At 40.1% G+C, this 22,840-nt stretch carries 25 protein-coding genes; 3 read left to right on the top strand and 22 right to left on the bottom strand.

The features are described 5' to 3' along the window. Positions 1–36 precede the first annotated feature (36 nt). From HMPREF9957_RS05030 to HMPREF9957_RS05070, 9 genes are all read right to left on the bottom strand, one after another. Positions 37–993: an ABC transporter permease gene (locus HMPREF9957_RS05030; RefSeq protein WP_000029124.1), complete on the bottom strand. Its 957-nt coding sequence runs from the start codon at positions 991–993 to the stop codon at positions 37–39. Positions 994–995: 2 nt separating this feature from the next. After that, positions 996–2,054: an ABC transporter permease gene (locus tag HMPREF9957_RS05035; protein WP_000038669.1), complete on the bottom strand. Its 1,059-nt coding sequence runs from the start codon at positions 2,052–2,054 to the stop codon at positions 996–998. After that, entirely contained in the window at positions 2,047–3,582 is a 1,536-nt protein-coding gene (locus HMPREF9957_RS05040; RefSeq protein ID WP_000929812.1) for an ABC transporter ATP-binding protein, read from the bottom strand. Before HMPREF9957_RS05040 ends, HMPREF9957_RS05035 begins: the two co-directional genes overlap by 8 nt. Positions 3,583–3,725: 143 nt before the next feature. After that, positions 3,726–4,778 carry a BMP family lipoprotein gene (locus HMPREF9957_RS05045; RefSeq protein WP_001036121.1) on the bottom strand — a complete coding sequence of 351 codons (1,053 nt, stop codon included), beginning with the start codon at positions 4,776–4,778 and terminating at the stop codon, positions 3,726–3,728. An 89-nt stretch (positions 4,779–4,867) separates the two neighbouring features. Continuing rightward, complete coding sequence (locus HMPREF9957_RS05050) at positions 4,868–5,257, bottom strand: cytidine deaminase (RefSeq protein ID WP_000246098.1); 390 nt, start codon at positions 5,255–5,257, stop codon at positions 4,868–4,870. Continuing rightward, positions 5,244–5,906: a deoxyribose-phosphate aldolase gene (deoC, locus tag HMPREF9957_RS05055; RefSeq protein WP_000773719.1), complete on the bottom strand. Its 663-nt coding sequence runs from the start codon at positions 5,904–5,906 to the stop codon at positions 5,244–5,246. The genes HMPREF9957_RS05050 and deoC overlap by 14 nt, the downstream gene beginning before the upstream one ends. 19 nt (positions 5,907–5,925) lie before the next feature. Beyond that, the gene (locus tag HMPREF9957_RS05060; protein WP_001201449.1) at positions 5,926–7,203 is read right to left on the bottom strand and encodes a pyrimidine-nucleoside phosphorylase; all 1,278 of its coding nucleotides are present in this window, start codon (positions 7,201–7,203) and stop codon (positions 5,926–5,928) included. Further along, the gene (locus tag HMPREF9957_RS05065) at positions 7,200–7,790 is read right to left on the bottom strand and encodes a class I SAM-dependent methyltransferase (RefSeq protein WP_080563507.1); all 591 of its coding nucleotides are present in this window, start codon (positions 7,788–7,790) and stop codon (positions 7,200–7,202) included. The genes HMPREF9957_RS05060 and HMPREF9957_RS05065 overlap by 4 nt, the downstream gene beginning before the upstream one ends. A gap of 208 nt (positions 7,791–7,998) precedes the next feature. Next, positions 7,999–8,391 carry a hypothetical protein gene (locus HMPREF9957_RS05070; protein ID WP_000698101.1) on the bottom strand — a complete coding sequence of 131 codons (393 nt, stop codon included), beginning with the start codon at positions 8,389–8,391 and terminating at the stop codon, positions 7,999–8,001. A 200-nt stretch (positions 8,392–8,591) separates the two neighbouring features. Here HMPREF9957_RS05070 and coaA point away from each other — a divergent pair, with 200 nt between their 5' ends. The 3 genes from coaA to HMPREF9957_RS05085 all read left to right on the top strand — a co-directional run bounded on the left by coaA (position 8,592) and on the right by HMPREF9957_RS05085 (position 10,394). Beyond that, a complete protein-coding gene (gene coaA / locus HMPREF9957_RS05075) occupies positions 8,592–9,512 on the top strand; it encodes a type I pantothenate kinase (protein ID WP_000180500.1) in 921 nt (306 codons plus the stop codon). Between the two features lie 67 nt (positions 9,513–9,579). Continuing rightward, entirely contained in the window at positions 9,580–9,816 is a 237-nt protein-coding gene (gene rpsT / locus HMPREF9957_RS05080) for a 30S ribosomal protein S20 (RefSeq protein ID WP_001274000.1), read from the top strand. A 53-nt stretch (positions 9,817–9,869) separates the two neighbouring features. After that, on the top strand, positions 9,870–10,394 hold the full coding sequence (locus HMPREF9957_RS05085) for a DNA topology modulation protein (protein ID WP_000684194.1): 525 nt from the start codon (positions 9,870–9,872) through the stop codon (positions 10,392–10,394). A 25-nt stretch (positions 10,395–10,419) separates the two neighbouring features. On the opposite strand, the gene deoD is transcribed toward HMPREF9957_RS05085, so the two are convergent. The 13 genes from deoD to HMPREF9957_RS05135 form a co-directional block, all read right to left on the bottom strand. Continuing rightward, complete coding sequence (gene deoD / locus HMPREF9957_RS05090; protein ID WP_000022107.1) at positions 10,420–11,130, bottom strand: purine-nucleoside phosphorylase; 711 nt, start codon at positions 11,128–11,130, stop codon at positions 10,420–10,422. Between the two features lie 691 nt (positions 11,131–11,821). After that, a complete protein-coding gene (locus HMPREF9957_RS05095) occupies positions 11,822–13,105 on the bottom strand; it encodes a chloride channel protein (protein ID WP_000910662.1) in 1,284 nt (427 codons plus the stop codon). Continuing rightward, positions 13,099–13,320, bottom strand: coding sequence for a phosphorylase family protein (locus tag HMPREF9957_RS05100; RefSeq protein WP_419992007.1), 222 nt, complete (start codon positions 13,318–13,320; stop codon positions 13,099–13,101). Before HMPREF9957_RS05100 ends, HMPREF9957_RS05095 begins: the two co-directional genes overlap by 7 nt. 295 nt (positions 13,321–13,615) lie before the next feature. Continuing rightward, a complete protein-coding gene (locus tag HMPREF9957_RS13745) occupies positions 13,616–16,363 on the bottom strand; it encodes a galactose-binding domain-containing protein (RefSeq protein ID WP_000690147.1) in 2,748 nt (915 codons plus the stop codon). A 301-nt stretch (positions 16,364–16,664) separates the two neighbouring features. Further along, positions 16,665–17,474, bottom strand: a complete 810-nt coding sequence (locus HMPREF9957_RS05105; RefSeq protein ID WP_000143373.1) for a purine-nucleoside phosphorylase — start codon at positions 17,472–17,474, stop codon at positions 16,665–16,667. Beyond that, positions 17,471–18,031, bottom strand: a complete 561-nt coding sequence (locus HMPREF9957_RS05110; RefSeq protein ID WP_000199112.1) for a DUF1697 domain-containing protein — start codon at positions 18,029–18,031, stop codon at positions 17,471–17,473. The genes HMPREF9957_RS05105 and HMPREF9957_RS05110 overlap by 4 nt, the downstream gene beginning before the upstream one ends. A 1-nt stretch (position 18,032) precedes the next feature. Next, positions 18,033–19,244 carry a phosphopentomutase gene (locus tag HMPREF9957_RS05115; RefSeq protein ID WP_000033114.1) on the bottom strand — a complete coding sequence of 404 codons (1,212 nt, stop codon included), beginning with the start codon at positions 19,242–19,244 and terminating at the stop codon, positions 18,033–18,035. Between the two features lie 13 nt (positions 19,245–19,257). Then, positions 19,258–19,941 (bottom strand): ribose-5-phosphate isomerase RpiA, encoded by a 684-nt coding sequence (rpiA, locus tag HMPREF9957_RS05120; protein ID WP_000429290.1) that lies wholly within the window; start codon positions 19,939–19,941, stop codon positions 19,258–19,260. Positions 19,942–20,222: 281 nt separating this feature from the next. Next, positions 20,223–21,095 carry an NAD(P)H-hydrate dehydratase gene (locus HMPREF9957_RS05125; protein WP_004242176.1) on the bottom strand — a complete coding sequence of 291 codons (873 nt, stop codon included), beginning with the start codon at positions 21,093–21,095 and terminating at the stop codon, positions 20,223–20,225. 90 nt (positions 21,096–21,185) lie between these two features. Then, positions 21,186–21,491 carry a hypothetical protein gene (locus tag HMPREF9957_RS0102225; RefSeq protein WP_173253953.1) on the bottom strand — a complete coding sequence of 102 codons (306 nt, stop codon included), beginning with the start codon at positions 21,489–21,491 and terminating at the stop codon, positions 21,186–21,188. A 225-nt stretch (positions 21,492–21,716) separates the two neighbouring features. After that, positions 21,717–22,052, bottom strand: coding sequence for a DUF6678 family protein (locus HMPREF9957_RS13390; RefSeq protein ID WP_369665124.1), 336 nt, complete (start codon positions 22,050–22,052; stop codon positions 21,717–21,719). Positions 22,053–22,060: 8 nt separating this feature from the next. Continuing rightward, a complete protein-coding gene (locus HMPREF9957_RS13395; RefSeq protein ID WP_000767168.1) occupies positions 22,061–22,390 on the bottom strand; it encodes a hypothetical protein in 330 nt (109 codons plus the stop codon). A 58-nt stretch (positions 22,391–22,448) separates the two neighbouring features. After that, positions 22,449–22,733, bottom strand: a complete 285-nt coding sequence (locus tag HMPREF9957_RS05135) for a DUF2695 domain-containing protein (RefSeq protein WP_001031754.1) — start codon at positions 22,731–22,733, stop codon at positions 22,449–22,451. Between the last annotated feature and the right edge of the window lie 107 nt (positions 22,734–22,840).

Raw genomic sequence — 22,840 nt, forward strand, 5'->3', positions numbered from 1 at the left:
GGTCAGTACATTCTGTACTGACGTTTTTTTGTATGCTTATTTTGATTTGATATAGTTGATTCCATCTGCTTTTGGTGCAACTGCTTTTCCAAAGAAGGCTGCCAAGACAAGAATGGTCAAAACATAAGGTGCAATTTGAAGATAAACCGCAGGAACTCCTTGTAGGAACGGCAATTGAGAACCGATAACAGCCAAACTTTGTGAAAGTCCAAAGAAAAGACTAGATAGCATGGCTCCGATTGGATTCCATTTCCCGAAAATCATCGCAGCAAGGGCGATAAATCCAGGTCCAACAATAGTTGTCACTGAGAAGTTAACTGAGATTGATTGAGCATAAATCGCTCCGCCAATTCCACCTAGGAAACCTGAAATAATAACCCCTAAATATCTCATCTTGTAGACATTGATTCCCAACGTGTCCGCTGCTTGAGGATGTTCACCAACAGAGCGGAGACGAAGACCAAAGCGAGTTTTGAAGAGAATAAACCAAGCAAGGAACGAGAAGGCAATCGCCAAGTAACCAAGAAGGCTAGTTGACTTGAAGAAGATATCACCGATTACTGGGATATTTGCCAAGACTGGGAAATCAAAGCGTCCAAAAGTCTGACTTAGGTTGTCGGTTTGTCCTTTATTATAAAGAACTTTCACCAAGAAAACAGCCAAGGCAGGCGCCATCAAGTTCAATACCGTACCGCTGACAACATGGTCTGCACGGAAATGAACCGTCGCTGCTGCGTGGATGATAGAGAAGAGACCACCAACCAATCCTGCTACAAGCAAGGATAGCCATGGAGTTGCTGCTCCAAATTGTTCTGCAAATTCAAGGTTAAAGACGACTCCAGAAAAGGCACCCATAACCATAATTCCTTCAAGGCCGACGTTTACCACACCACCACGTTCAGAGAAAACACCACCGATACTTGTAAAGATGAGGGGGGCTGAGTAAATCAGCATAGAAGACACCAAGAGGGTGAGCAAGGTTGTAATAGACATCTTTACTTACCTCCTTTAACTTGTTTTTTAGATTTGACAAAGCGTTCGATAAGATAATGAACACTGACAAAGAAGATAATAGAAGCTGTTACAATGCTGACAAGCTCAGACGGTACCTGCGCCGCATTCATACCAGGGGCTCCAACTTGGAGAACACCAAATAGGAAGGCTGCAAAGAGAATACCAATTGGTGAGTTGGCCGCAAGCAGACTAACCGCCATCCCGTTAAATCCGACAGCTAATGATGCCCCTTGAACATAGACGTTCTGGAAGGTTCCCAGTCCTTCAACAGCTCCACCAAGACCTGCCAAGGCACCTGAGATAATCATTGAGAGGATAATAGTCCGTTTGGCAGAAATACCAGCATACTCTGAAGCATGTGGATTAAGACCAACTGCACGAATTTCAAAACCAAGGGTTGTTTTCTTGAGCATGAACCAAATAACTGCAACGGCAATGAGAGCAAAGAAAATACCAATATTCATCCGTGAGTTACCAGTCAACTCAGCCAACCAAGGTGTCTGGTAGGTTGCATTAGCCCCAACACGAATGGTCGAATCTGTACTTTGCATGAAGTCTTTAGGGAAAGCATGGATAAAGGCATTTCCTACATACAAGACAATGTAGTTCATCATGATGGTTACGATAACCTCTGATGTCCCTAGATAGGCTCTCAGAATACCTGGAATCGCACCGACAATTCCTCCCGCAATCAAGGCAATCACGATGGTTGCTAGAATCATCAAGGGACGGGGCATATCTGGATGCGATAAGGCAAACCAACCACTGAGAATCCAACCAGCCAAAGCCTGACCAGGAAGTCCGACGTTAAAGAAACCTGCGCGACTGGCAACGGCAAAACCAAGACCAATCAAGACCAAAGGCCCCATAGCACGGAAGATTTCTCCAATACCACGCAGGCTACCAAAGGCTGTATAGAACAATTCTTCGTAGCCCCAAATAGCATCATAACCGAAGATCCACATGACAATGGCTCCGAGTAAAATTCCTAGGAAGACAGAAATCAAGGGAACCGAAATTTGTTGTAATTTTTTAGACATCACTCTTCTCCTTTCCCAAGTTTCCACCAGCCATCAAGACACCAAGTTCTTGTTTATTGGTTGTTTCTGGTGATACAATACCTTGAATCTTACCATCGTGGATAACGGCAATACGGTCTGAGACGTTTAAAATCTCATCCAATTCAAAGCTGACAACAAGGACAGCCTTGCCATTATCACGCTCTTCAATCAAGCGCTTGTGGATATATTCAATGGCACCGACATCCAAACCACGAGTTGGTTGGCTGACGATAAGGAGATCAGGATCTCGATCAATTTCACGAGCAATAATTGCTTTTTGTTGATTTCCACCTGAGAGTGCCGCTGCAGGAACAAATTCGCTGGCAGCACGAACATCAAATTCTTCCATTAACTTTTTGGCATAAGAAGTAATATTTGAATAGTTCAAAATTCCATTTTTACTATGTGGTTCTTTATAGTAGGTTTGAAGGGCAATATTTTCAGAGATCATCATTTCCAAAATCAAACCATCACGGTGACGGTCTTCTGGAACGTGCCCAACACTTAGTTCTGTAATCTGACGTGGGTGCAATCCTACAATTGAATCTCCTTTTAGTTCAATGCTACCAGATTCAACCTTGCGAAGACCTGTGATGGCTTGAATCAGTTCAGACTGACCATTTCCATCAATCCCCGCAATACCAACAATCTCTCCAGCACGAACATCCAAGGACAGATTTTTAACAGCTGGGACACCGCGGTTTTCATTGACCACCAAATCTTTGATAGACAAGACAACTTCTTTTGGTTGAGAGGCTTGCTTCTCTGTTTTAAAGGAAACAGAACGTCCTACCATCATTTCTGCCAAATCAGCATTGGTAGCCCCTGCGATTTCTACAGTTTCAATTGATTTCCCACGACGGATAACCGTAACGCGGTCAGAAACTGCGCGAATCTCGTCCAACTTGTGAGTAATCAAGATAATTGATTTTCCTTCTTTGACAAGATTTTTCATAATAGCCATCAACTCCTCAATTTCTGATGGAGTCAAAACAGCCGTTGGTTCGTCAAAAATAAGAATATCAGCTCCCCGATAAAGGGTTTTTAAAATTTCTACACGTTGTTGGGCTCCAACTGAGATGTCTGCCACTTTGGCAGAAGGATCCACAGCTAAGCCATAACGTTCAGAAAGAGCCTTGATTTCTTTGCTAGCTCCAGCGATATCTAGCACACCATTTTTAGTCAATTCACTTCCTAAAATAATGTTTTCAGCCACCGTGAAAGCCTCTACCAACATAAAGTGCTGGTGAACCATTCCGATTCCCAAGCCAGCTGCTTTAGATGGGGAGTCGAGGTTGACAACTTGACCGTTGACCGCGATTTCACCACTAGTTGGTTCAAGAAGCCCTGCTAACATGTTCATGAGCGTGGACTTACCAGCCCCATTTTCTCCTAAAAGTGCATGAATTTCACCTTTTCGTAGGTGCAGGTTAATTTTGTCGTTGGCAACAAATTCACCAAACACCTTGGTAATATCACGCATCTCAATGACATTTTCGTGTGCCATGTGCTCTTCCTTTCAGAGTCTTATTTTATTTCAATAAAACTTGCTAGTTTATCTAGTAGCAAGCTTTACTGAGACAAAATGATTTTGTCTCAACTCTTAAAAAAGCGGCCGAGGGCCGCTTCCTAAGAAATGACTTCCATCCATTATTTTGCAGGAACTTTTACGCTTCCATCAAGGATTTTAGCTTTAGCATCTTCGACAGCTTTTTTACCTTCTTCTGAAAGGTTTGTTACTGCCAAGTCAACCCCTTTATCTTTCAATGAGTAAACGATCACTTGACCGCCAGGGAATTCACCTTTTTCTGCCTTGTTAGAAATATCTTTTACAGTTGTACCAACTTGTTTCAAAGTAGATACAAGAACAAAGTTTGATTCTTTGCCATCTTTAGAAGTGTATTTACCTTCTGCTTCTTGGTCACGGTCAACACCGATAACCCAAACTTTTTCATTTTCAGGACGGCTTTCGTTGAGTGATTTTGCTTCTGCAAAGACACCAGCACCTGTACCACCAGCTACTTGGTAAACAATATCTGCACCGGCTGCGTATTGTGCGGCTGCAATTGTTTTACCTTTCGCAGCATCACCAAATGAACCAGCGTAGTCAACTTGTACTTTGATAGATGGGTCTACTGACGCAACACCAGCCTTGAATCCTGCTTCAAAACGAGAGATAACTTCTGACTCCTGCCCACCTACAAAACCAACTTGTTTTGTCTTAGTTGTTTTAGCTGCTGCAACACCTGCAAGGTAACCTGACTCATTATCAGCGAAAGTTACGCTCGCAACATTCTTTTTATCTTTAATCACATCATCAATCAAGACATAGTTCAAGTCAGAATGTTCTTTAGCTGCTTCTTCAACCGCATTGTGAAGGGCAAAACCAACACCGAAGATTAGGTTGTAACTTCCAGCCGCTTGTTGCAAGTTGTTAGCGTAGTCAGCTTCACTTGTTGATTGGAAGTAAGTGAAACCGTTATCTTTTGAAAGATTGTGTTCTTTACCCCAAGCCTGTAAACCTTCCCAAGCTGATTGGTTGAATGATTTGTCATCAACACCACCAGTATCAGTGACGATTGCTGCTTTTGTCTTCACATCAGAAGATGAATCTGCCTTACGAGAAGAGCGGTTACCACATGCAGCAAGTCCAACTGCTGCCACTGCAACTAGACCAAGGCCTAGCCATTGTTTCTTGTTCATTACTGAACCTCCTAAATAAGATGTGCAACGATGTTGCAAGTATGGATTGATTGGTCACAAGGACCGTGTCACTCAAAGAGCGACTCAGACTAATTTAAGTCTGTAAAAGAATATGGAAGTAACTCCCCGACCGTCATCTCGACCGTCGATTTATCTTTTGCGACTAAGGTCACTTTTAGATCTTGTTCAAAAAATTCGACCATTACTTGGCGACAAGCACCACATGGTGAAATCGGTTTTTCAGTTTGACCATAAACAATCAGCTCTGAAAATTCTCTTTGCCCTTCGGAAACTGCTTTAAAAATCGCTGTACGCTCTCCGCAGTTTGTCAAAGGATAGCTAGCATTTTCGATATTCACTCCCGTGTAAACACTTCCGTCTTTGGCTACTAAAACTGCTCCGATAGGAAAGTGAGAATAGGGGACATAGGCTTTCTTGCTGGTTTCAATTGCCAGTTCAATCAACTCAGTAGTCGCCATCTGCCAATTCTCCTTTTAAAATGGCTACCCCAGCTGACGTTCCGATACGGGTCGCACCTGCTTCCACAAATGCAAGAGCATCTGCATAAGAACGAGCTCCACCAGCAGCCTTGACACCCATATCAGGCCCAACTGTTTCACGCATCAATTGAACATCTGCTATCGTAGCGCCACCAGTTGAAAAGCCAGTAGATGTTTTAACAAAATCAGCTCCTGCTTTTTGGGCTAATTGACAAGCCACAACTTTTTCTTGATCTGTCAGAAGGCAAGCTTCAATAATGACTTTCACTAACTTGTCACCACTTGCTTCCACGACTGCGCGAATATCTGACTCAACCAAGGCTAAATTGCCTGATTTGAGAGCCCCAACATTGATTACCATGTCAATCTCATCAGCCCCATTTTGGATAGCTTCTTTTGTTTCAAAAGCTTTCACGGCTGAAGTTGTTGCTCCCAAGGGGAAACCTACTACTGTGCAGACCTTGACATCTGTGCCTTCAAGTCCTTTTTTAGCATATTCAACCCAGGTCGGATTAACGCAAACACTGGCAAAGTCATACTCCCTAGCCTCAGACAACAAACTATCAATTTGATTTTCTGTTGCATCTTGCTTTAAAAGCGTATGATCGATATATTTATTTAATTTCATATTCGGATTCTCCTGCGGTTTATGAGATAATTTCTATAATTTCTCGTAAACTTTGCACCCTATCATTTATTTTAACATATTTTTGAAAATCTGTAACTAGCTGAGGAGAAATTTTTCCATTTGTGTATACTTTTGCAACAATTTCTCCCTTTTGAACGGAATCTCCAACTTTCTTTTCAAAAACAATTCCTGTCTCATAGTCCAAGGCATCAGACTTGACTGCACGACCAGCTCCCAGTCTCATGGCATAAAGCCCAAATTCCATAGCTGGAAGAGCTGAAATGACACCCGTTTCCTGAGCAGGGATTTCCACCACATGGGCTACATTTACAGGACGATAGAGGTCTTCCAAGTCTCCACCTTGGGCTCGGACCATTTCCTCAAACTTAGCCAGTGCTTGACCATTTTCAAGATGTTGCCGAACTTCTTCAACTGTCTTGTTTACATTTGCCAGACCAAGCATAATTTGAGCCAACTCACATATGAAGTGGGTAATATCCTGACGGCCTTGCCCTTGTAAAATCTCCAATGCTTCAAGGATTTCCAGACGATTTCCAATCGCTCGTCCCAAGGGCTGGCTCATATCCGTAATCACTGCTACCGTCTTTCGACCAACTGCCTTACCAAGTTCCACCATGGTTTGAGCCAATTCGCGCGCCTCATCAACCGTCTTCATGAAGGCACCCTCACCGACAGTCACGTCTAGCAAAATAGCATCCGCTCCTGCCGCGATTTTCTTGCTCATCACCGAACTCGCAATCAAAGGAATCGTGTCGACAGTTGCAGTCACATCACGAAGGGCGTAGAGAAGCTTATCCGCTTTGACCAGCTGGTCTGATTGCCCAATGACAGATACTCCAATATCCTGAACCTGACGAATAAAATCCTCTTGGGTGCGCTCGACTTGATAGCCCTTAATGGACTCCAATTTATCAATCGTTCCGCCAGTATGGCCGAGACCACGACCACTCATTTTTGCCACAGGCACACCGAAGCTAGCAACAAGAGGAGCCAAAATCAAGGTCACCTTATCACCAACACCACCCGTAGAATGCTTGTCTACCTTAACCCCATCAATAGCTGATAAATCAAACTCTTGACCAGTCTTAACCATCTTCATAGTCAAATCAGAGATTTCTCGTGTCGTCATTCCTTTGAAATAAACAGCCATAGCAAAGGCAGACATCTGATAATCAGGAACAGTTCCTGACACATAGCCTTCAACTAGCCATTCGATTTCACTTGAAGTCAGTTCTTGACCATCACGTTTTTTTTGGATTAAATCAATTGCTCTCATTCTTTCACACTTCTAAGGATACAGTATCCCTTATCTTTTTTGACGATTTCACAATTGCCAAACACATCTTCCATCTTGGACTTGGCACTTGGAGCCCCTTGTTTTTTCTGGATAACAATTGTTAAATCCCCACCAGTTTCCAAGAAATCTTTACTTTTCTCAATAATTTCATGAACCACTTGCTTGCCCGCACGGATAGGGGGATTGGAAATGACATGGTCAAATGTACCTTCAACTTGTTCATAGATGTTGGACTGGAAAATCGTCGCTTCTACTTTATTTCGTTCAGCATTTTGTCGCGCCAAATCCAAGGCACGATTGTTGATGTCAACCATGGTCGCCTGAACTCCATAAGCCTTTGCTAAAGACAAGCCCAAAGGTCCGTAACCACAGCCTACATCAAGGACAGTTTCTCCTTGATTGACCTCAAGACACTTGAGCAAAAGTTGACTTCCAAAGTCAACCATTTTCTTGCTAAAAACACCCGCATCCGTCAAAAAGGTCATTTTTTCTCCCAACAAGTCCACTCTCAACTCATGAATGTCGTGAGCAGCGTCAGGATTCTCTGCATAATACATTTTACTCATGAAACTATTTTACCATAATTTGACTTAAATTGTAAATCGTTTACATATCCAGAATGAGACAAAAAGATTGAAGGAAGTTGCTTTACAATAGCTCCCCTTCAATCTCTTTCAACCTTTATAAGCAAATAGTATTTCATCTAGGACTACAGCTATCATTGCCATGATAAAACAACAAATTTATTGTCTATAATCAAGCGCATTTTTATTACTATTGCTTAACCTTCAGATACTTAATTATCAACAAAATTCCCAACAAAATATTTAGATAAAAGCCCAACTGATACGTTTTTGTCAGGATTTCCAAACTTGTCCAAAGCCGTACCAAATCTTCTAGCGACATGCGGAAGAAATAACCCTCTGTAGCAATCCATAGAACTAAGAAGAAATAACTACCAGCAGCAAGCCATTTCGTCCACCGTTTTTTTAGGAAGAAAGCAATCAAGAGCGAACAGATAAATACAGCTTGTTCCATCAAAAAAGTAAAACCGTAATAGATTTCCACAAAGCGTCTGCCATTATCCGCATTCGCCCCTTTTATAAAAGGTAGTGCAAAACTTAAAATAAAACAAAGTTCCAATATGTAACGTTTTAAGATTTTCATAGTACACCTCCTATAAGTTGTGAATCCCAAAGTCCCCTTTATTAGCTTATAAGTCAGGAGAAAGTAGCTCCTACTTCATCAATAAATTGTTCATCCTCTATCTACTTATAGTATATACTATTGACTTAACACATTCAAGAAACCGCTTTATTTTTTTAGCTTTTTATGGTATGATAGACAAAATATCTAGGGGAAAACAAATGACCAACGAATTTTTACATTTTGAAAAAATCAGCCGCCAGACTTGGCAATCTTTACATCGAAAGACAACACCTCCTTTGACAGAAGAGGAATTGGAATCTATCAAGAGTTTTAATGACCAAATCAGTCTTCAAGACGTTACAGATATCTATCTCCCCTTGGCTCATCTAATTCAGATTTACAAGCGAACTAAGGAAGATTTAGCCTTTTCAAAAGGAATTTTCCTCCAACGTGAAAGTAAATCTCAACCTTTTATCATTGGAGTTTCTGGGAGTGTTGCCGTTGGAAAATCCACAACTAGTCGACTACTGCAAATCTTACTATCCCGTACGCTTAAAGATGCTAGGGTTGAGTTGGTAACAACCGATGGCTTTCTCTATCCCAACCAGACCTTGATTGAACAAGGGATTTTAAATCGCAAGGGATTTCCTGAAAGCTATGATATGGAAGCTCTTCTCAACTTCTTGGATCGCATTAAAAATGGACAAGATGTAGATATTCCTGTCTATTCTCATGAAGTCTACGACATCGTACCCGAGGAAAAGCAAAGCGTCAAAGCTGCTGATTTTGTCATTGTCGAGGGGATTAATGTCTTCCAAAATCCACAAAACGAGCGTCTCTATATCACCGACTTCTTTGACTTTTCCATCTATGTTGATGCTGCAGTCGATGACATCGAGAGTTGGTATCTGGACCGTTTCTTAAAGATGCTGAGCCTAGCCCAAAATGACCCTAATAACTACTATTATCGTTTTACACAAATGCCGATTGGGGAAGTGGAGTCCTTTGCCCATCAGGTCTGGACCAGTATCAATCTCACAAATCTACAAAATTATATTGAACCAACCAGAAATCGTGCGGAAGTGATTCTACATAAAAGTAAGAACCATGAAATCGATGAAATTTACTTAAAAAAGTAATTTTCCCTTGTCAAAACGTAAGTTTTCAGATATAATGGTATAGTTAGTAAATATGGAGGTAAGAACATTGGCAAACATTAAATCAGCTATCAAACGCGCTGAATTGAACGTTAAACAAAACGAAAAGAACTCAGCTCAAAAATCAGCTATGCGTACTGCTATCAAAGCTTTCGAAGCAAACCCATCTGAAGAACTTTTCCGTGCTGCTAGCTCAGCTATCGATAAAGCAGAAACTAAAGGTTTGATTCACAAAAACAAAGCAAGCCGCGACAAAGCTCGTCTTTCAGCTAAACTTGCTAAATAAGAAACAGTCCATAGAGGCTGTTTTTTTGTCTCCAAATAGGAAAAAGGTAGGAAATGAAAATCGCAATTATCGGATATTCTGGTGCTGGTAAGTCAACTCTAGCTGAAAAGTTGTCTCACTACTACTCCATCCCAAAACTTCACATGGATACACTCCAATTTCAACCCGGTTGGCAAGACAGTGACCGTGAATGGATGTTTGATGAGATGAAAAAATTTCTCACCAAGCATGAAGCCTGGGTCATCGATGGGAATTATTCTTGGTGCTATTACGAGGAAAGAATACAAGAAGCTGACCAAATTATCTTTCTCAATTTTTCTCGCTGGAATTGTCTGCTACGAGCCTTTAAACGTTATCTTAAATACCGGGGAAAAGTCAGAGAAAGTATGGCAGCTGGTTGTCAAGAACAATTTAATTGGGAGTTTATCAGATGGATTCTCTGGGATGGGAGAACCAAAACTCAAAAAGAAAATTACCAAAAACTTTGCCAAGAATATTCACATAAAGTCACTATTCTTCGAAATCAAAGAGAGCTAGATCAATTTCTGGATAAGAAAAGGAAGTCCTCCAATTCATAAAGAAGGGCTTCCTTTTTGGCTATAATTATTCTGCAATCAAGGTTTCTAATCCAACCTTCATCATATCGGTGAAGGTATTTTGGCGTTCTTCTGCAGTTGTGTCTTCGTCTGGGTTAACCAAACTATCAGAAATAGTCATGATAGCAAGAGCATCAACATGGTGCTGGGCCGCCAAATAGTAAAGAGCTGCTGCTTCCATTTCTACGGCCTTGACTCCCCATTTACCAAGCTCGATATTCTTTTCAAAGTAGTTTGAATAAAAGACATCAGAAGACAAAACGTTCCCAACGTGGGTGGTCATACCGAGTTCTTTGGCGATATGGTAGGCCTTATCCAACAAATCAAAGCTAGCGATTTGTGGGAAATCATACTGTGGCCAGTCATTACGGACGATGTTTGAGTTGGTTGCAGCTGCCTGCGCCAAAACCAATTCACGGACGTGAACGTCTTCATTCAAAGAACCGGCAGTTCCCACACGGATCAATTTTTTCACACCGTAGTCAACAATCAACTCACGCGCATAAATCGAAATCGATGGCATTCCCATCCCAGTTCCCATGACAGAGACACGGTGGCCCTTGTAAGTACCAGTATAACCAAACATGTTACGCACTTCGTTAAAACAAATAGCATCTTCAAGGAAATTCTCCGCAATAAACTTAGCACGAAGAGGATCCCCAGGAAGAAGAATTTTATCAGCAACTTCACCCTGCTGAGCAGCAATATGGATAGACATAATTTATGATACAAAGAGCGACAAGAAAACGACTGAAAATTAGGAATCTGACGAGAAATCCTGATTTCTCAGTCAGATTATCTATTTTCCGAGTTTTCCGCTCGTGTTCAAATTAGAACACACGCTCTACCTTTCTTTTTTGTATATTTAGGATAGCTACAGAGAACAAAGTAAAAATAGGAAACTGACGACGCATCGCAGATGCTAGACAGTTTATCTTTTTTACACAGTTCTCCGCCCGTATTCAGTTCAATGAATACAGTTAACCCATCCTTTCTTTATTCTAAAATTTATAATCAGAAAGATACCAAACCCGTCAAAAAGCAAAGGGAAAATAGGAGTTGGGCGCAGTGAGCGATGCTCGCTAGACCAACTATCTTTTTCCCACTGCTTTTAGGGTGGGGTCAATTCCTTTCTTTCTTAATTTTGATAATATTGAGAAGATTAGATCGGCTTCAATTCAAACCCGAACTCCCCTTCTCTTCTGAGTTTTTAGAAAAGTTTTCCGCTCGTGTTCAAATCAAAACACGCGCTCTACCTTTCTTTTTTTATATTTCATAGCTAGGAAAAATCGGATTCAATCAAGACTCCGATAAGCCTACTTCTTTTTTATTTCAAACAGTTATTGATAAATTGACAATAGTTTTTAATCTTTTAAGTTAAATCCTTAACTAGAAGAAATGGGCATTTCCTACCTAATTACTTTATTCTTTGACTTCTGACACAGTATGTTAGCCCAAGAAAAACGGTCTAATATTTTTGCAAATTCATAAGCTAAAACAGCTGTTACTAAGAGATACGGAAGAGAATCCAAACCTAGCCCAGTGAAACCTATTACTAATCCAGTTGCAGACCAGCGAGCCCTCAAGGTCACAGACAAAAAGCAAACAGATCCCATAAGCAAAATGCTTGGCTGGCTATCCCCACCTAGAATCATTCCAAAGAGAGCAGCTCCAGCCATCCCCAAGGCAAAAGATGGCGTAAGTGTACCACCATAGGCCCCTGCCCACAGAGTAATAAGAACGACCAGTGCTTTTAGGATAAACAAGAGGAATACTGTTTTGCCATCGCTACCATTCAATACTTCCTGAGCCATCATACGTCCATTTCCAAGTAGATGTGGAAAATAACTTGCCAACCCAGCAAGAAAAAGAAAAGCTGTAGGCAATGTGAGAAGTACTCGTTTATCTTTTATCCTGTTTGAAGACACTTCTTTACTCAAGCGACCAAAAAGCCAAGCTAGTGGGGTTAAGAAAAAAAGTAATAAGAGAATAATCCACGCTTCCTTTAATGACCATGCAATGGCTGGAATCTGGTAGAGAGCATGATCTGAAATAACCAAGCCTGCTGTATAGGTTGAGACATAGGTAGTCAAACCGACTAAGACAAATCGTTTAATAGATAGAGCAATTCCTAGAGTTTCAAAAACAAAGAAGACACTTGTTAATGGAACCTGGTAGACAGCTGCTAAACCAGCACCCGCACCACAAGCAAGGAGAAAGATTTGATCCTTCTTAGAGAGAGAACATATTTTTCCAATTGGTCCTGCAAATAGAGTTCCAATCTCTCGTGGTGCAGCTTCTTTGCCAATAGGGGCTCCCCCTCCAACTGCAATGATCTGCCAAATTGAATGAAATAGCTGTTTTAAAAAATGAAGTTTGTATTGTGAAGTCTCATCCTTCATCTGTGCTTTAATGGAAAAAATCTGTGATTTTTTTTGCAAGAAATACCAGACCAAGGATGAGCCAAGACCCACAATTATTAAACTTAATCCTATCCGCGATGAGGAAACTCCATCTGTCAAGAATACAGTTTGATGCTCTGATTGACCAAAAGCTATCCCCTCTATCATCTTTAAAAGATAATGTAGAAAAATACCAGATAAACCTGAAACTATTCCTTGCAAAATGACTGCTAGGAATAACTTAAGATTATAAGGGATTTTCTGAAAAATACTCCTCAATTCTTTTAACATAGTAATAATTCAGCAAAAACGGCTTTAAGTACGCCTTTAACACACTCAGTCACTTCCATAACCTCTTCGTGGTTAATCTCTTCTTTGAAACCAGTAGTATAGTTAGTAATACATAAAATTCCTAGAAGTTTCAAACCCGAGTAGGCTACAACAATAACTTCAGGAGCAGTTGACATTCCGACCACATCTGTTCCAAGCATCTTATAGGTACGAATTGCTACTCGTGTTCAAATTAGAACACGCGCTCTACCTTTCTGTTTATACTCTTCGAAAATAAAATTCAAACCACGTCAACGTCGCCTTGCCGTATATATGTTATTGACTTCGTCAATTATATCTACAACCTCAATGCAGTGCTTTGAGCAGCCTGCGGCTAGTTTCCTAGTTTACTCTTTGATTTTCATTGAGTATTAATTTTGTTCTTTCACAGAGAGCTACCTGAGTTCTATTCAAGCTCAGGTAGTACTTCTCTTATGAACTAAATCATCTAACTGTCATTGTATCATCAGATTACAAGACATCGTCATCAGAAATCTTAGAATTTAATGTCGTTCCCCAATGAGTGATTTTTCGATGTGGTTGGGCAAGGAGAGGTCTGTTTTCATAGATTGTTTGCCATCTATTCCATAGTAGGCCTGTCTTTTTCTCAATCTTAATTCGCAGATTTCTCATATTTTCTTTGATTGGGAGGTTGAGGACAAAACCTGCAGTCTGGTTGCGACCGTTTCCTTCCCAAGAACGACTACGAACAACTTGGTTTCCATCTTTATCTACTGTAACTTCTTCCCAAGTGATAGAGTAGCGGGCAATGTAAGCTCCACTATGTTGAATTGTCAATGTTTTGTCTTTTGCAGGAGTCTGACTGATTGGTTGAACTGGCTTAGAAACTTGTGTCGCCGTCTCACCATTCGTAGCTATAAAGCGGAAAACTTCTACTTCTGCAAGACTGAGGGCTTGATTGTTCTTACGTAGTTGCACACGAACACGGCGTCCCAATTTCCCATTTAATTGAACATCCAAGCTCGTTCCGTCAAGTTTAGAAACATACTGTCTAGCAACTTCTTTCCCTTTTTCATCATATAAAATCACATCAAAGTCTGACAGACGTTTAGAAAGTTCTCCATCCCCACGGTTATGAAGGCGAACAAGTCCTACCTGTTCTGTACGACCTAAATCAACTTCCCACCAAGGCTGGTTTTCAAATTTTGTATGGGTAATTGATTGTTGGCTATAACTACTATTGGTATTACCATCCAAGGCACGACTAGCATCTCCACCAAAATCAGTAGAACTTTGCTTAGCTTGTTTTTTCCAAGCGATATTCTCAGCACGATATACTTGGACTTCTGCAAGACTGAGGGCATTATAGCCTTCTAGCTCAATTCGAACATAGCGCGCTTTTTTATGGTTAATCGCAATTTGTGCTGATACATCTTTAAGAGATGTTATGCGTTTTCTCTCAATTTCTTTACCAAAACTATCTAAAAGAATGACATCAAAGTTTGCCAATCTATCCTGGGCAGTGTCTGTTCGGTTGTAAATATTAATTTGGCGAATAGTTTCTTCTTTAGCCAAATCTACTTGCCACCAAGGTTTAGATTGGAAGTTGGTATGAGTGACAGAATTGTGACCATAGTTACCATCAACTTTGCCATCCACAGCTCTTCTAGCATCTCCTCCGAAAGCTGTCGAACTTTGAGTAACCTGTTTCCCTAAGGCAATATTTTCCATTGGTTCAGCGCTTGGTTGACTAGCAGATTGAGGCAGAGCCTGTTTCTTAAAGAATCGCACTTTATCCAATTTCGGATCACGATAACCATGTTTATCCAAGGTAGCTCGTTTACCAATATTAAAGTTAGGAATATCATTCATTCGACTTTCAAAATAGCCACGAGAACGGTGTTTAAAGCGTGAATTACCTGTAAATGTAACAATATCACGATCGTTATGAATCAAGGGAGTCACAACATTATCATTATCAACCACATAATGCTTAATTTTTCCGCTAACAGCTAATTTACGGCTTTCCAAACCAACATCCCAGAAACCATTCTTAGCATTCCAAACAGTTCTGGAAGTAATCACTTTAGGAGCACTGAAAGTCGTCACTTTCCGTAATACATGGTTATAAAAATCAGGATATTTTTGGTAAGCTTCAACTGCTGCAATCTGAGCTAGGTAGCCTCCAAGAGAATGACCTGTCATATACAACTTGGTAATACTTGTATCCTTGGCTAATTCCCCAACAACCTTGCGGATATCATCCGCTTGAGCTGGTTTATTTCCACCTAATAAAACCAAATCTGCACTTAAATCCTTGGCGTCATTAACTCGCGTTCCACGAATAGCCAACATGTGCACCGTTCCATCTTTGAGATAAGGAAGGTCGCTCTTGGTCTCAAATAAGAAAGCATCCAAGCCACTATCTGTATGGTAGGCTTTTTTCATCTTCCAGAAAGGAGCCAATTCATTGTGCATAAGTTTGTATTCTTGACGGTCAAGATAGAGACTAGGGAAAGGATTCTTATGATCTAAAATTTTCTCAATATAATCATCGTCTCGATAAGCTAACTCCATAAAGAGAAGAGAATCACGGTCTGTGACATACCATTCTTTCTTATTGTCATCTTCTCCATCTGCCAAACCATCCCCATCACTGTCTGCTAGCAAGGGATGACTGTTATATCCTAGATAATCCTTACCATCTTTGTTGTACACATAAAGTTCATCTTTGTTTTTGATGCCATCTTGGTCATCATCCCCTTCCAAATCAAGAACTTTTTCACCATAGAGAGATTCATCAATCAAATCATTTTCTAAATGCAATTCCCCTTTGGAAATCTTCACCAAATCTTCTGCTGTTAAAGAACGAGTATTTGTTGGTTTTTCTGTCACAACTTCTTCTTTAGTTTCTTCTACAGGAGCATGAATAGGTGAGTCTTGAGCTGGCTCTGTTATCTCTACTTTTGACTCTTCCCTTTTGTTTTCAAGAACTTCACTTGCTTCTGGAAGCGTTTGAGGAGTTAGTCTTGGCTCCTCTCTAAGAGGAGTTTCTAGTTTTGGAGCAACATTTTCCGGCTCTCTCAATTCCTCCTTAGAATCTAGCACTCTTGTTGCCACTTCAGATGTTACATCTTGTTTTAGTTCATTGGCTGAAATTCCAGCTGGAGCTAGAAATGCAAAGCCGACTGCAACAGATACAACTCCGATACTTAATTTTTTTATGCCAAAGCGCATAATTCGTTGACCAATTTTCATTATTTCTTATCTTTCTTTTCGTTTATTTGTAAGCAGACTCAAGCAAAATCTCATTGTGCTATATATGATAAGACTGAGAAATTCAGAAAGTAAATTCATTCTTATCTCTTCTTATCATACTAGTCTGCTTGGCTAGGAAGCTAATGCTAGTATCCTAGAATCTTGTCTTTCACAATGCTAACTATCAGACTCTTTCAGCTACAAGAGTAGGAAGAAACCCATAGTCTACCTATGTTTCTTCTTTGTTCCGAATAGTCAACCATGAAAGGAAAGAGGCATTCCCCCTTTTAAATCTTTTTTCTTACAATTCTGCAAGAATCGCTTTAAGCAAGCCCTTGAAGTCACCTTTGACACGTTCGGTTACTTCTACAACTTCTTCGTGGTTGAGTTCTTCTTGGAAACCAGCCGCAAAGTTAGTAATACATGAAATTCCTAGAACTTTCAAACCTGAATGGGCTGCTACAATAACTTCAGGAACCGTAGACATACCGACTGCATCAGCTCCCAGTGTCTTATAGGCACGAATTTCTGCTGGTGTTTCATAAGTTGGACCAGTTACACCGATATAGACACCTTCATCAAGCTTGATACCAAGTTTTTTAGCCACTTCATGGGCAGTAGCACGGTATTCTGGTGTGTAGGCCTTAGACATATCTGGGAAACGAGGACCAAAGTCATCCAAGTTTTCACCCATCAATGGATTTTGCCCCGTCATATTGATATGGTCTGAGATAGCCATCAAAGTACCAGGACCATATCCAATACCACCAGCTGCATTGGTTACAATGACACCTTCACATCCAAGAACTTTCATGACACGTACTGGGAAAGTCACGACTTCCAGAGGATTGCCTTCGTAAAAATGGAAGCGACCTTGAAGAGCCAAGACCTTGCGACCTGCAAGTTCACCATATACCAATTTACCAGCGTGACCGACTACTGTAGAGCGGCCCCAGTTTGGAATGTCTGCATAGTCTACTACAACTGGATTTTCGATTTCTTCTGCCAATTCTCCAAGTCCTGATCCAAGGATTAGACCGAACTCAGGCGTTTGGATTCCCTTGTCCTTCAGGAAGGCAGCTGTTTCATTGATTTTATCTAAAAATGTCATTGTGTGTCTCCTTTATTAGTTTTTAGCATTTGACCGATTTTGTCAAAGGTTTTGGCATTGCGAATAGTAATATTGCGATAGAAAGGCACCTTCAGCAAGTACTTGTGATAGGCAGTCTTAGAGTAGGATTTTTCAGAGAATTTCCCCCAGAAAATCCCAAATTTTCCAAAATGAACGACCTCATCTTTCAGCTCTAAACTTTTAACCGTCGCGATGACTTGCTCCACGTCCAAGCCCTCCGTGTAAAAGAGAACGTCTTTTCGTGCCAAGTCTTCATTCCACCAAGCTGGCAGATTCTCCACTTCTGCTTCATAGTCTTCTTGACTCAGCAACGAAAAGCTCTGAATAAATGGATAATGGATTTCAAAGAAAGACTCTAACTTTTCAACCAATTGGGCTTTTGAGTCTGTCGAAGTAAAGAAAACATTGCCACTATTGATGTAGCTTTCAACCTTTTCCAGTCCCAAGTCTGTCAATTCTTGCCGAAGCTCCGCCATGACGACCTTATTCTTGCCACCAACATTGATGCCTCTCACCAGCAAAGCATAGCGAGTCATCTTATACCAATTTATCTAGGAAACTTTCCCCAATCATAGCAGTTTCCACACCAAAGTTATCCGCAACTGTTGCTGAGATATCTGCGAAATGACCGACTGGAATAACACCATTTCCTTTAAAAGCAGGGCTGTAGGCCAACAATGGAATATATTCACGAGTGTGGTCTGTTCCTGCATAGGTTGGGTCATTTCCATGGTCCGCAGTAATCAAGAGAAGGTCGTTCTCTCTCATAGCTGCGATAATTTCAGGTAAGCGTTCATCAAACTCATGCAAACAATCACGGTAACCATGAGCATTACGACGGTGGCCGTAAAGAGCATCAAAGTCCACCAAGTTTGTGAAGGAGAATCCTTTTTCAAACTCAGAAAGTCCCATGGCCTTCAATAATGTATCAATTCCGTGGCTGTTTGACTTGTTGTGGCCCATGTCATGATTGATACCAGCACCATTAAAGATATCATTGATTTTACCAACAGCATAAGTATCGATACCAGCTTCATTCAATTTATCCAAAACAGTTGGGGCAAATGGAGATACAGCCAAGTCACGACGGTTTGCCGTACGAGTGAAGTTACCTGGTTCACCTACATAAGGGCGAGCAATGATACGACCTAGAAGGGCAGGGCGCTCAAGGGTAATCGAACGAGCGTATTCACAGATACGGTACAATTCATCCAAAGGAATGATGTCTTCGTGGGCAGCAATTTGCAAAACAGGGTCAGCTGAAGTATAGATAATCAACTCTCCAGTTTCCATCTGACGTGGTCCAAAATCATCTATAACAGCTGTACCTGAGTAAGGTTTGTTGGCTTCACGAATGACCTTGCGTCCCGAGAATTCTTCGATTTTTGTCAAGATTTCTTCTGGGAATCCGTTCCAGAAAGTATCGAAAGGCTCAGTAATGTTGAGTCCCATGATTTCCCAGTGCCCAGTCATAGTGTCCTTACCAAGGGATACCTCTTCCAATTTTGTTGCATAACCTGTTGGATTGCTTTCTGCCGGTACAGTCTTAAGAGGAGTTTCACGAGGAATATTTCCAAGACCGATTTTAGCCATGTTTGGGACATTCAAACCAACTGTTTTTGAAATGTGTCCCAATGTGTCAGAAGCTCCATCTGGAACCCCTGCATTGACAAAGTTATTAGCATCTGGTGCAGCACCGATTCCCACAGAATCCAGTACCACCAAATGAATACGATTAAATTTAGACATCTTATGCCCCCTTCTATTTTTCTTTTCTTGAGGTTAAAATATGAACCCCATCTCGTCCAGCAACGATTACCTTATCCACCATTTGGTTGAATAAACCGTGCTCTACGACACCAACGACATGGTCCAATTCTTGTCCGAAATCAATTGGATCTTCAATGACATCCAAGGCAAGATCGATGATAAAATTCTGCATATCCGTCACAAAACGTTGACCATCTTTTTCACGGAAACTTGGTTTGTAGCCAGCTCGTTCAAAATGACGAAAGACCTGCTCTGCACCATACTGAACCACTTCTACTGGCAATTTAAAAGCACCTAGTTTTTCGACCAGCTTGCTTTCATCCACCACCCAAATGTATTCTTTTGATGGTGTTGCGACCACCTTTTCCATGAGAAGGGCACCACCACCGCCTTTGATTCCGTTAAACTGACTATCCACTTCATCCGCGCCATCAACCGTCACATCGACAAAGTCTACTTGGTCAATAGACTTGAGCGGGATGTTAAGGCCTTCAGCCTGTTTACTAGTCACACTAGAAGTCGTTACAGCTGTAATCTGCAATCCTTCTTCTTTGATACGACGACCGATTTCTTCGACAAAATAATAGGCAGTCGAGCCTGTTCCAAGTCCAACGACCATTCCATCGCTCACGAACTCAGCAGCCTTGATACCTGCCATTTTCTTCAGATTTTCCACCGATTTACCTCCATCATTCTCAGTTCTTATTTTACTATGAAACCGCTTTTTATTCAAGTGAAAAGATCAAATTTACATTTTCCATCAATCTTTCTTTGAAAATATGCATTTTCTTTTTATCAAACGAATAAAAATGAGTTTATCTTTTATGTATTTGCTTTGTTCATCTCTTTCCAGTTCCAAAAACAAGACCTTAACTTTGATACGTCTAGTTTAGCATTAAAGCAGGCGCATTTCAAGAATCATAAATTAAGAGAAGGAAGTAGGTTTATCTATCTATTTTAAACAAGTTTATCTTTGCTTACCCTCTCTTTTTGACAAATAATTTTCATTATTTTGGGAAGACAATTACTAATTTCCGTCGGCAAGACCACATAATTTTCTTGAGATAGTTCTTGGGCTATGGCTGAATGAAGATGGGTTGCTACTGCCACACGTTCGTAGAGACTGGCCTGTCGAAATTGGCCTGCAAATCCTGCAATCATTCCAGCCAGTGTATCACCCATACCACCAGTCGCCTGATAGGGACCGCCAACCTGTAACTGGTAATAATCAGATTGGCCAACTTGCCAAATACGAGTAGCTGGACCTTTCTCTACCAAAATTGTTCCTTGAGGAAAGGAAGTCAGTGCACTAGATGTTGTATCTTCCTTTTGTTTTTCAATAGCAATACCAGACAGCTTTTCCCATTCTTTTTGGTGGGGAGTTAGGATAAGCTGGTTAGATGGAAACGACAAACTTGTCCTAGCAAGGATGGTTAAGGCCCCTCCGTCTACAATCAAAATCTGATTCTGTTTTAAGCCAGCAAAAACCTGTTTTACTAGATTTTCTCCAAAAGTATCGTCTCGTAAACCAGGGCCCAGCAAGACAACTTCTGCCTTATCCAACTGCTCTTTTAACAATTGCTGATCTTGAAGAGCAAAGGCCATAGCCTCAGGTAAATGGCTGTGCAGAGCTGGAATATTTTCCCTGTCCGTTCCAACGGTCACCAATCCTGCACCGCTTTTTACAGCTGCTAAAGTAGCCATGATAATGGCACCACCATAAGGATAAGTTCCACCCAGCAACAGCAGACGACCGTAGTCCCCTTTATGACTGGTACGAGAACGTTCAATAATAACTTTTTCTAGTAAGGTTTGATCAATCACTTTCATCGTTTTTTCCTCTCGCATTTATTATACAACAAAAAGGAGGCGCAGACCTCCTTATTAAAAATTAAAAAATTTAAAATTTATATTTAGTTACTAATCCAACAAACTGGGATTTGTTCTTAAGCACATAATGTATTCTTCGATTTTTCTCTCCAGCTCATCTTTATTTTCTTCCAAGGCAGGATAAAACCCTGTAACTCCGTATCCAATCATTTTGTACAGAGCGATAAGGTGGTAACTATTTTCCGATTTTTTATTTACTATATCAGATTCATTTGCAATCTCTTCCATATTGCATAGTTTCTCAAAAGTTTGTCTGTTTGCAATTTTTTGATAAGACTTCCACATTTCCTCTTCTGTTTTATCGCTTCGGTTAGGCGTTGACCAAGCCTTTTTCATTTGTGATATCCGAATATTTTTATCATCCTTGCTGCTAAAACTTATCAGTGATAACAACACATTCTTCCCAAAAGCTATACAAAAAAATCATATTTAAAAACTAATTCATAGCCTAACCGCACCTCATATTTATAGTCGGATATTTTAATATAAAGAGGAGTATCACAACAAACTATTCTATTTAATGGAACAATTACTCCTTTAACTTCTAATTTTCAATTTTCATTATCTATACCCAAAAATAATAAAACATTTTTCAATATCATCATATTCATAAGGAATACTAAATTTATTAAGCATACACTCTATTTCTGTTTTTTTATCAGTAACACATATCTTTGGCTCAATTAAACGTCCTTGACCAATAACTTTCTCAAATTTACTTCTAATTTTAAACCATTCAACAATTCTCATATTCATATGAAAAAAATGTTCATCAGCATCAATCGTCCAATACATGCTAGGCTCTTCTTCATCAAAAAACGTCTTATATTGTATCGGGATGTCTCTCATGTTCTCCATGATGGAATCTATTAGTTCTTTCCATTTTGTATTGTTCACAAAAGAGGTTAGATTTCTTTCTTCAAGAATCTGTTTAATTTTTCTTTTTCAGTTTTTCTGTTGTTATATTTCCCATTTTCAATTTCGTCTATAATGTGTTGCATTACAGATAACGCTCTATCATCTATTCTTTGATAAACATAAGATGGCGATATACATTGTTTATCTCTTTGTACATAATACCACCCGTAATGCACCCAACCAGTAACTATAAAATGGAAATCTCCCTCCCAACTTATATCGAAATAAATTCTATCTTCATCATTAGAACTACTTATTTTGATAACTCCACTTCTCGGATTTAGTTTTTCACATAAAATATCATTTATTAGTTTCATCTATCACTATTTTTACTTACACCTTCAAATTTACCAGTCTGTTTCTAATACAAACATTTTATTCTTCAAACTTTTCCTCAACATTAAAAATCACTTCACAATCGCAACCAGCACCATTTTCTCGCAAAAATTCTATAACCTTTTCAATATCCGCATTTTTATCTTTCAAAAACTCATTTGTTAAAGAAAAATCGTGATTACACTCTACCGTTTCTGATTTATCATTTAGATAATCAAATAATTCATAAAATAATTTCTTTTCCATCGGTAAGTTCTCTTCAAATTCTTCCATTTGTTTGACTTGATATTCTTGTAACAATTTTCTCTTCTCAAATTTGTTCATGAGCTTTTCTCCTTTATTAAATTGTTTTTTCAAATAGTTTATTTTTTTACGTTATACACCATATCTCCGCTATTCCAAACATACATAATTGCCGTCACTGGTCGTTT

The organism is Streptococcus mitis SK1080 (assembly GCF_000220085.1).
GTDB lineage: Bacteria > Bacillota > Bacilli > Lactobacillales > Streptococcaceae > Streptococcus > Streptococcus mitis_K.

Excerpts from the sequence above, each read along its gene's own strand:
- HMPREF9957_RS05030 (WP_000029124.1), bottom strand. The coding sequence starts at position 993 with ATGTCTATTACAACCTTGCTCACCCTCTTGGTGTCTTCTATGCTGATT.
- HMPREF9957_RS05035 (WP_000038669.1), bottom strand. The coding sequence starts at position 2,054 with ATGTCTAAAAAATTACAACAAATTTCGGTTCCCTTGATTTCTGTCTTC.
- HMPREF9957_RS05040 (WP_000929812.1), bottom strand. The coding sequence starts at position 3,582 with ATGGCACACGAAAATGTCATTGAGATGCGTGATATTACCAAGGTGTTT.
- HMPREF9957_RS05045 (WP_001036121.1), bottom strand. The coding sequence starts at position 4,778 with ATGAACAAGAAACAATGGCTAGGCCTTGGTCTAGTTGCAGTGGCAGCA.
- HMPREF9957_RS05050 (WP_000246098.1), bottom strand. The coding sequence starts at position 5,257 with ATGGCGACTACTGAGTTGATTGAACTGGCAATTGAAACCAGCAAGAAA.
- deoC (WP_000773719.1), bottom strand. The coding sequence starts at position 5,906 with ATGAAATTAAATAAATATATCGATCATACGCTTTTAAAGCAAGATGCA.
- HMPREF9957_RS05060 (WP_001201449.1), bottom strand. The coding sequence starts at position 7,203 with ATGAGAGCAATTGATTTAATCCAAAAAAAACGTGATGGTCAAGAACTG.
- HMPREF9957_RS05065 (WP_080563507.1), bottom strand. The coding sequence starts at position 7,790 with ATGAGTAAAATGTATTATGCAGAGAATCCTGACGCTGCTCACGACATT.
- HMPREF9957_RS05070 (WP_000698101.1), bottom strand. The coding sequence starts at position 8,391 with ATGAAAATCTTAAAACGTTACATATTGGAACTTTGTTTTATTTTAAGT.
- coaA (WP_000180500.1), top strand. The coding sequence starts at position 8,592 with ATGACCAACGAATTTTTACATTTTGAAAAAATCAGCCGCCAGACTTGG.
- HMPREF9957_RS05085 (WP_000684194.1), top strand. The coding sequence starts at position 9,870 with ATGAAAATCGCAATTATCGGATATTCTGGTGCTGGTAAGTCAACTCTA.
- deoD (WP_000022107.1), bottom strand. The coding sequence starts at position 11,130 with ATGTCTATCCATATTGCTGCTCAGCAGGGTGAAGTTGCTGATAAAATT.
- HMPREF9957_RS05095 (WP_000910662.1), bottom strand. The coding sequence starts at position 13,105 with ATGTTAAAAGAATTGAGGAGTATTTTTCAGAAAATCCCTTATAATCTT.
- HMPREF9957_RS13745 (WP_000690147.1), bottom strand. The coding sequence starts at position 16,363 with ATGAAAATTGGTCAACGAATTATGCGCTTTGGCATAAAAAAATTAAGT.
- HMPREF9957_RS05105 (WP_000143373.1), bottom strand. The coding sequence starts at position 17,474 with ATGACATTTTTAGATAAAATCAATGAAACAGCTGCCTTCCTGAAGGAC.
- HMPREF9957_RS05110 (WP_000199112.1), bottom strand. The coding sequence starts at position 18,031 with ATGACTCGCTATGCTTTGCTGGTGAGAGGCATCAATGTTGGTGGCAAG.
- HMPREF9957_RS05115 (WP_000033114.1), bottom strand. The coding sequence starts at position 19,244 with ATGTCTAAATTTAATCGTATTCATTTGGTGGTACTGGATTCTGTGGGA.
- HMPREF9957_RS05125 (WP_004242176.1), bottom strand. The coding sequence starts at position 21,095 with ATGAAAGTGATTGATCAAACCTTACTAGAAAAAGTTATTATTGAACGT.
- HMPREF9957_RS0102225 (WP_173253953.1), bottom strand. The coding sequence starts at position 21,491 with ATGAAAAAGGCTTGGTCAACGCCTAACCGAAGCGATAAAACAGAAGAG.
- HMPREF9957_RS13395 (WP_000767168.1), bottom strand. The coding sequence starts at position 22,390 with ATGAAACTAATAAATGATATTTTATGTGAAAAACTAAATCCGAGAAGT.
- HMPREF9957_RS05135 (WP_001031754.1), bottom strand. The coding sequence starts at position 22,733 with ATGAACAAATTTGAGAAGAGAAAATTGTTACAAGAATATCAAGTCAAA.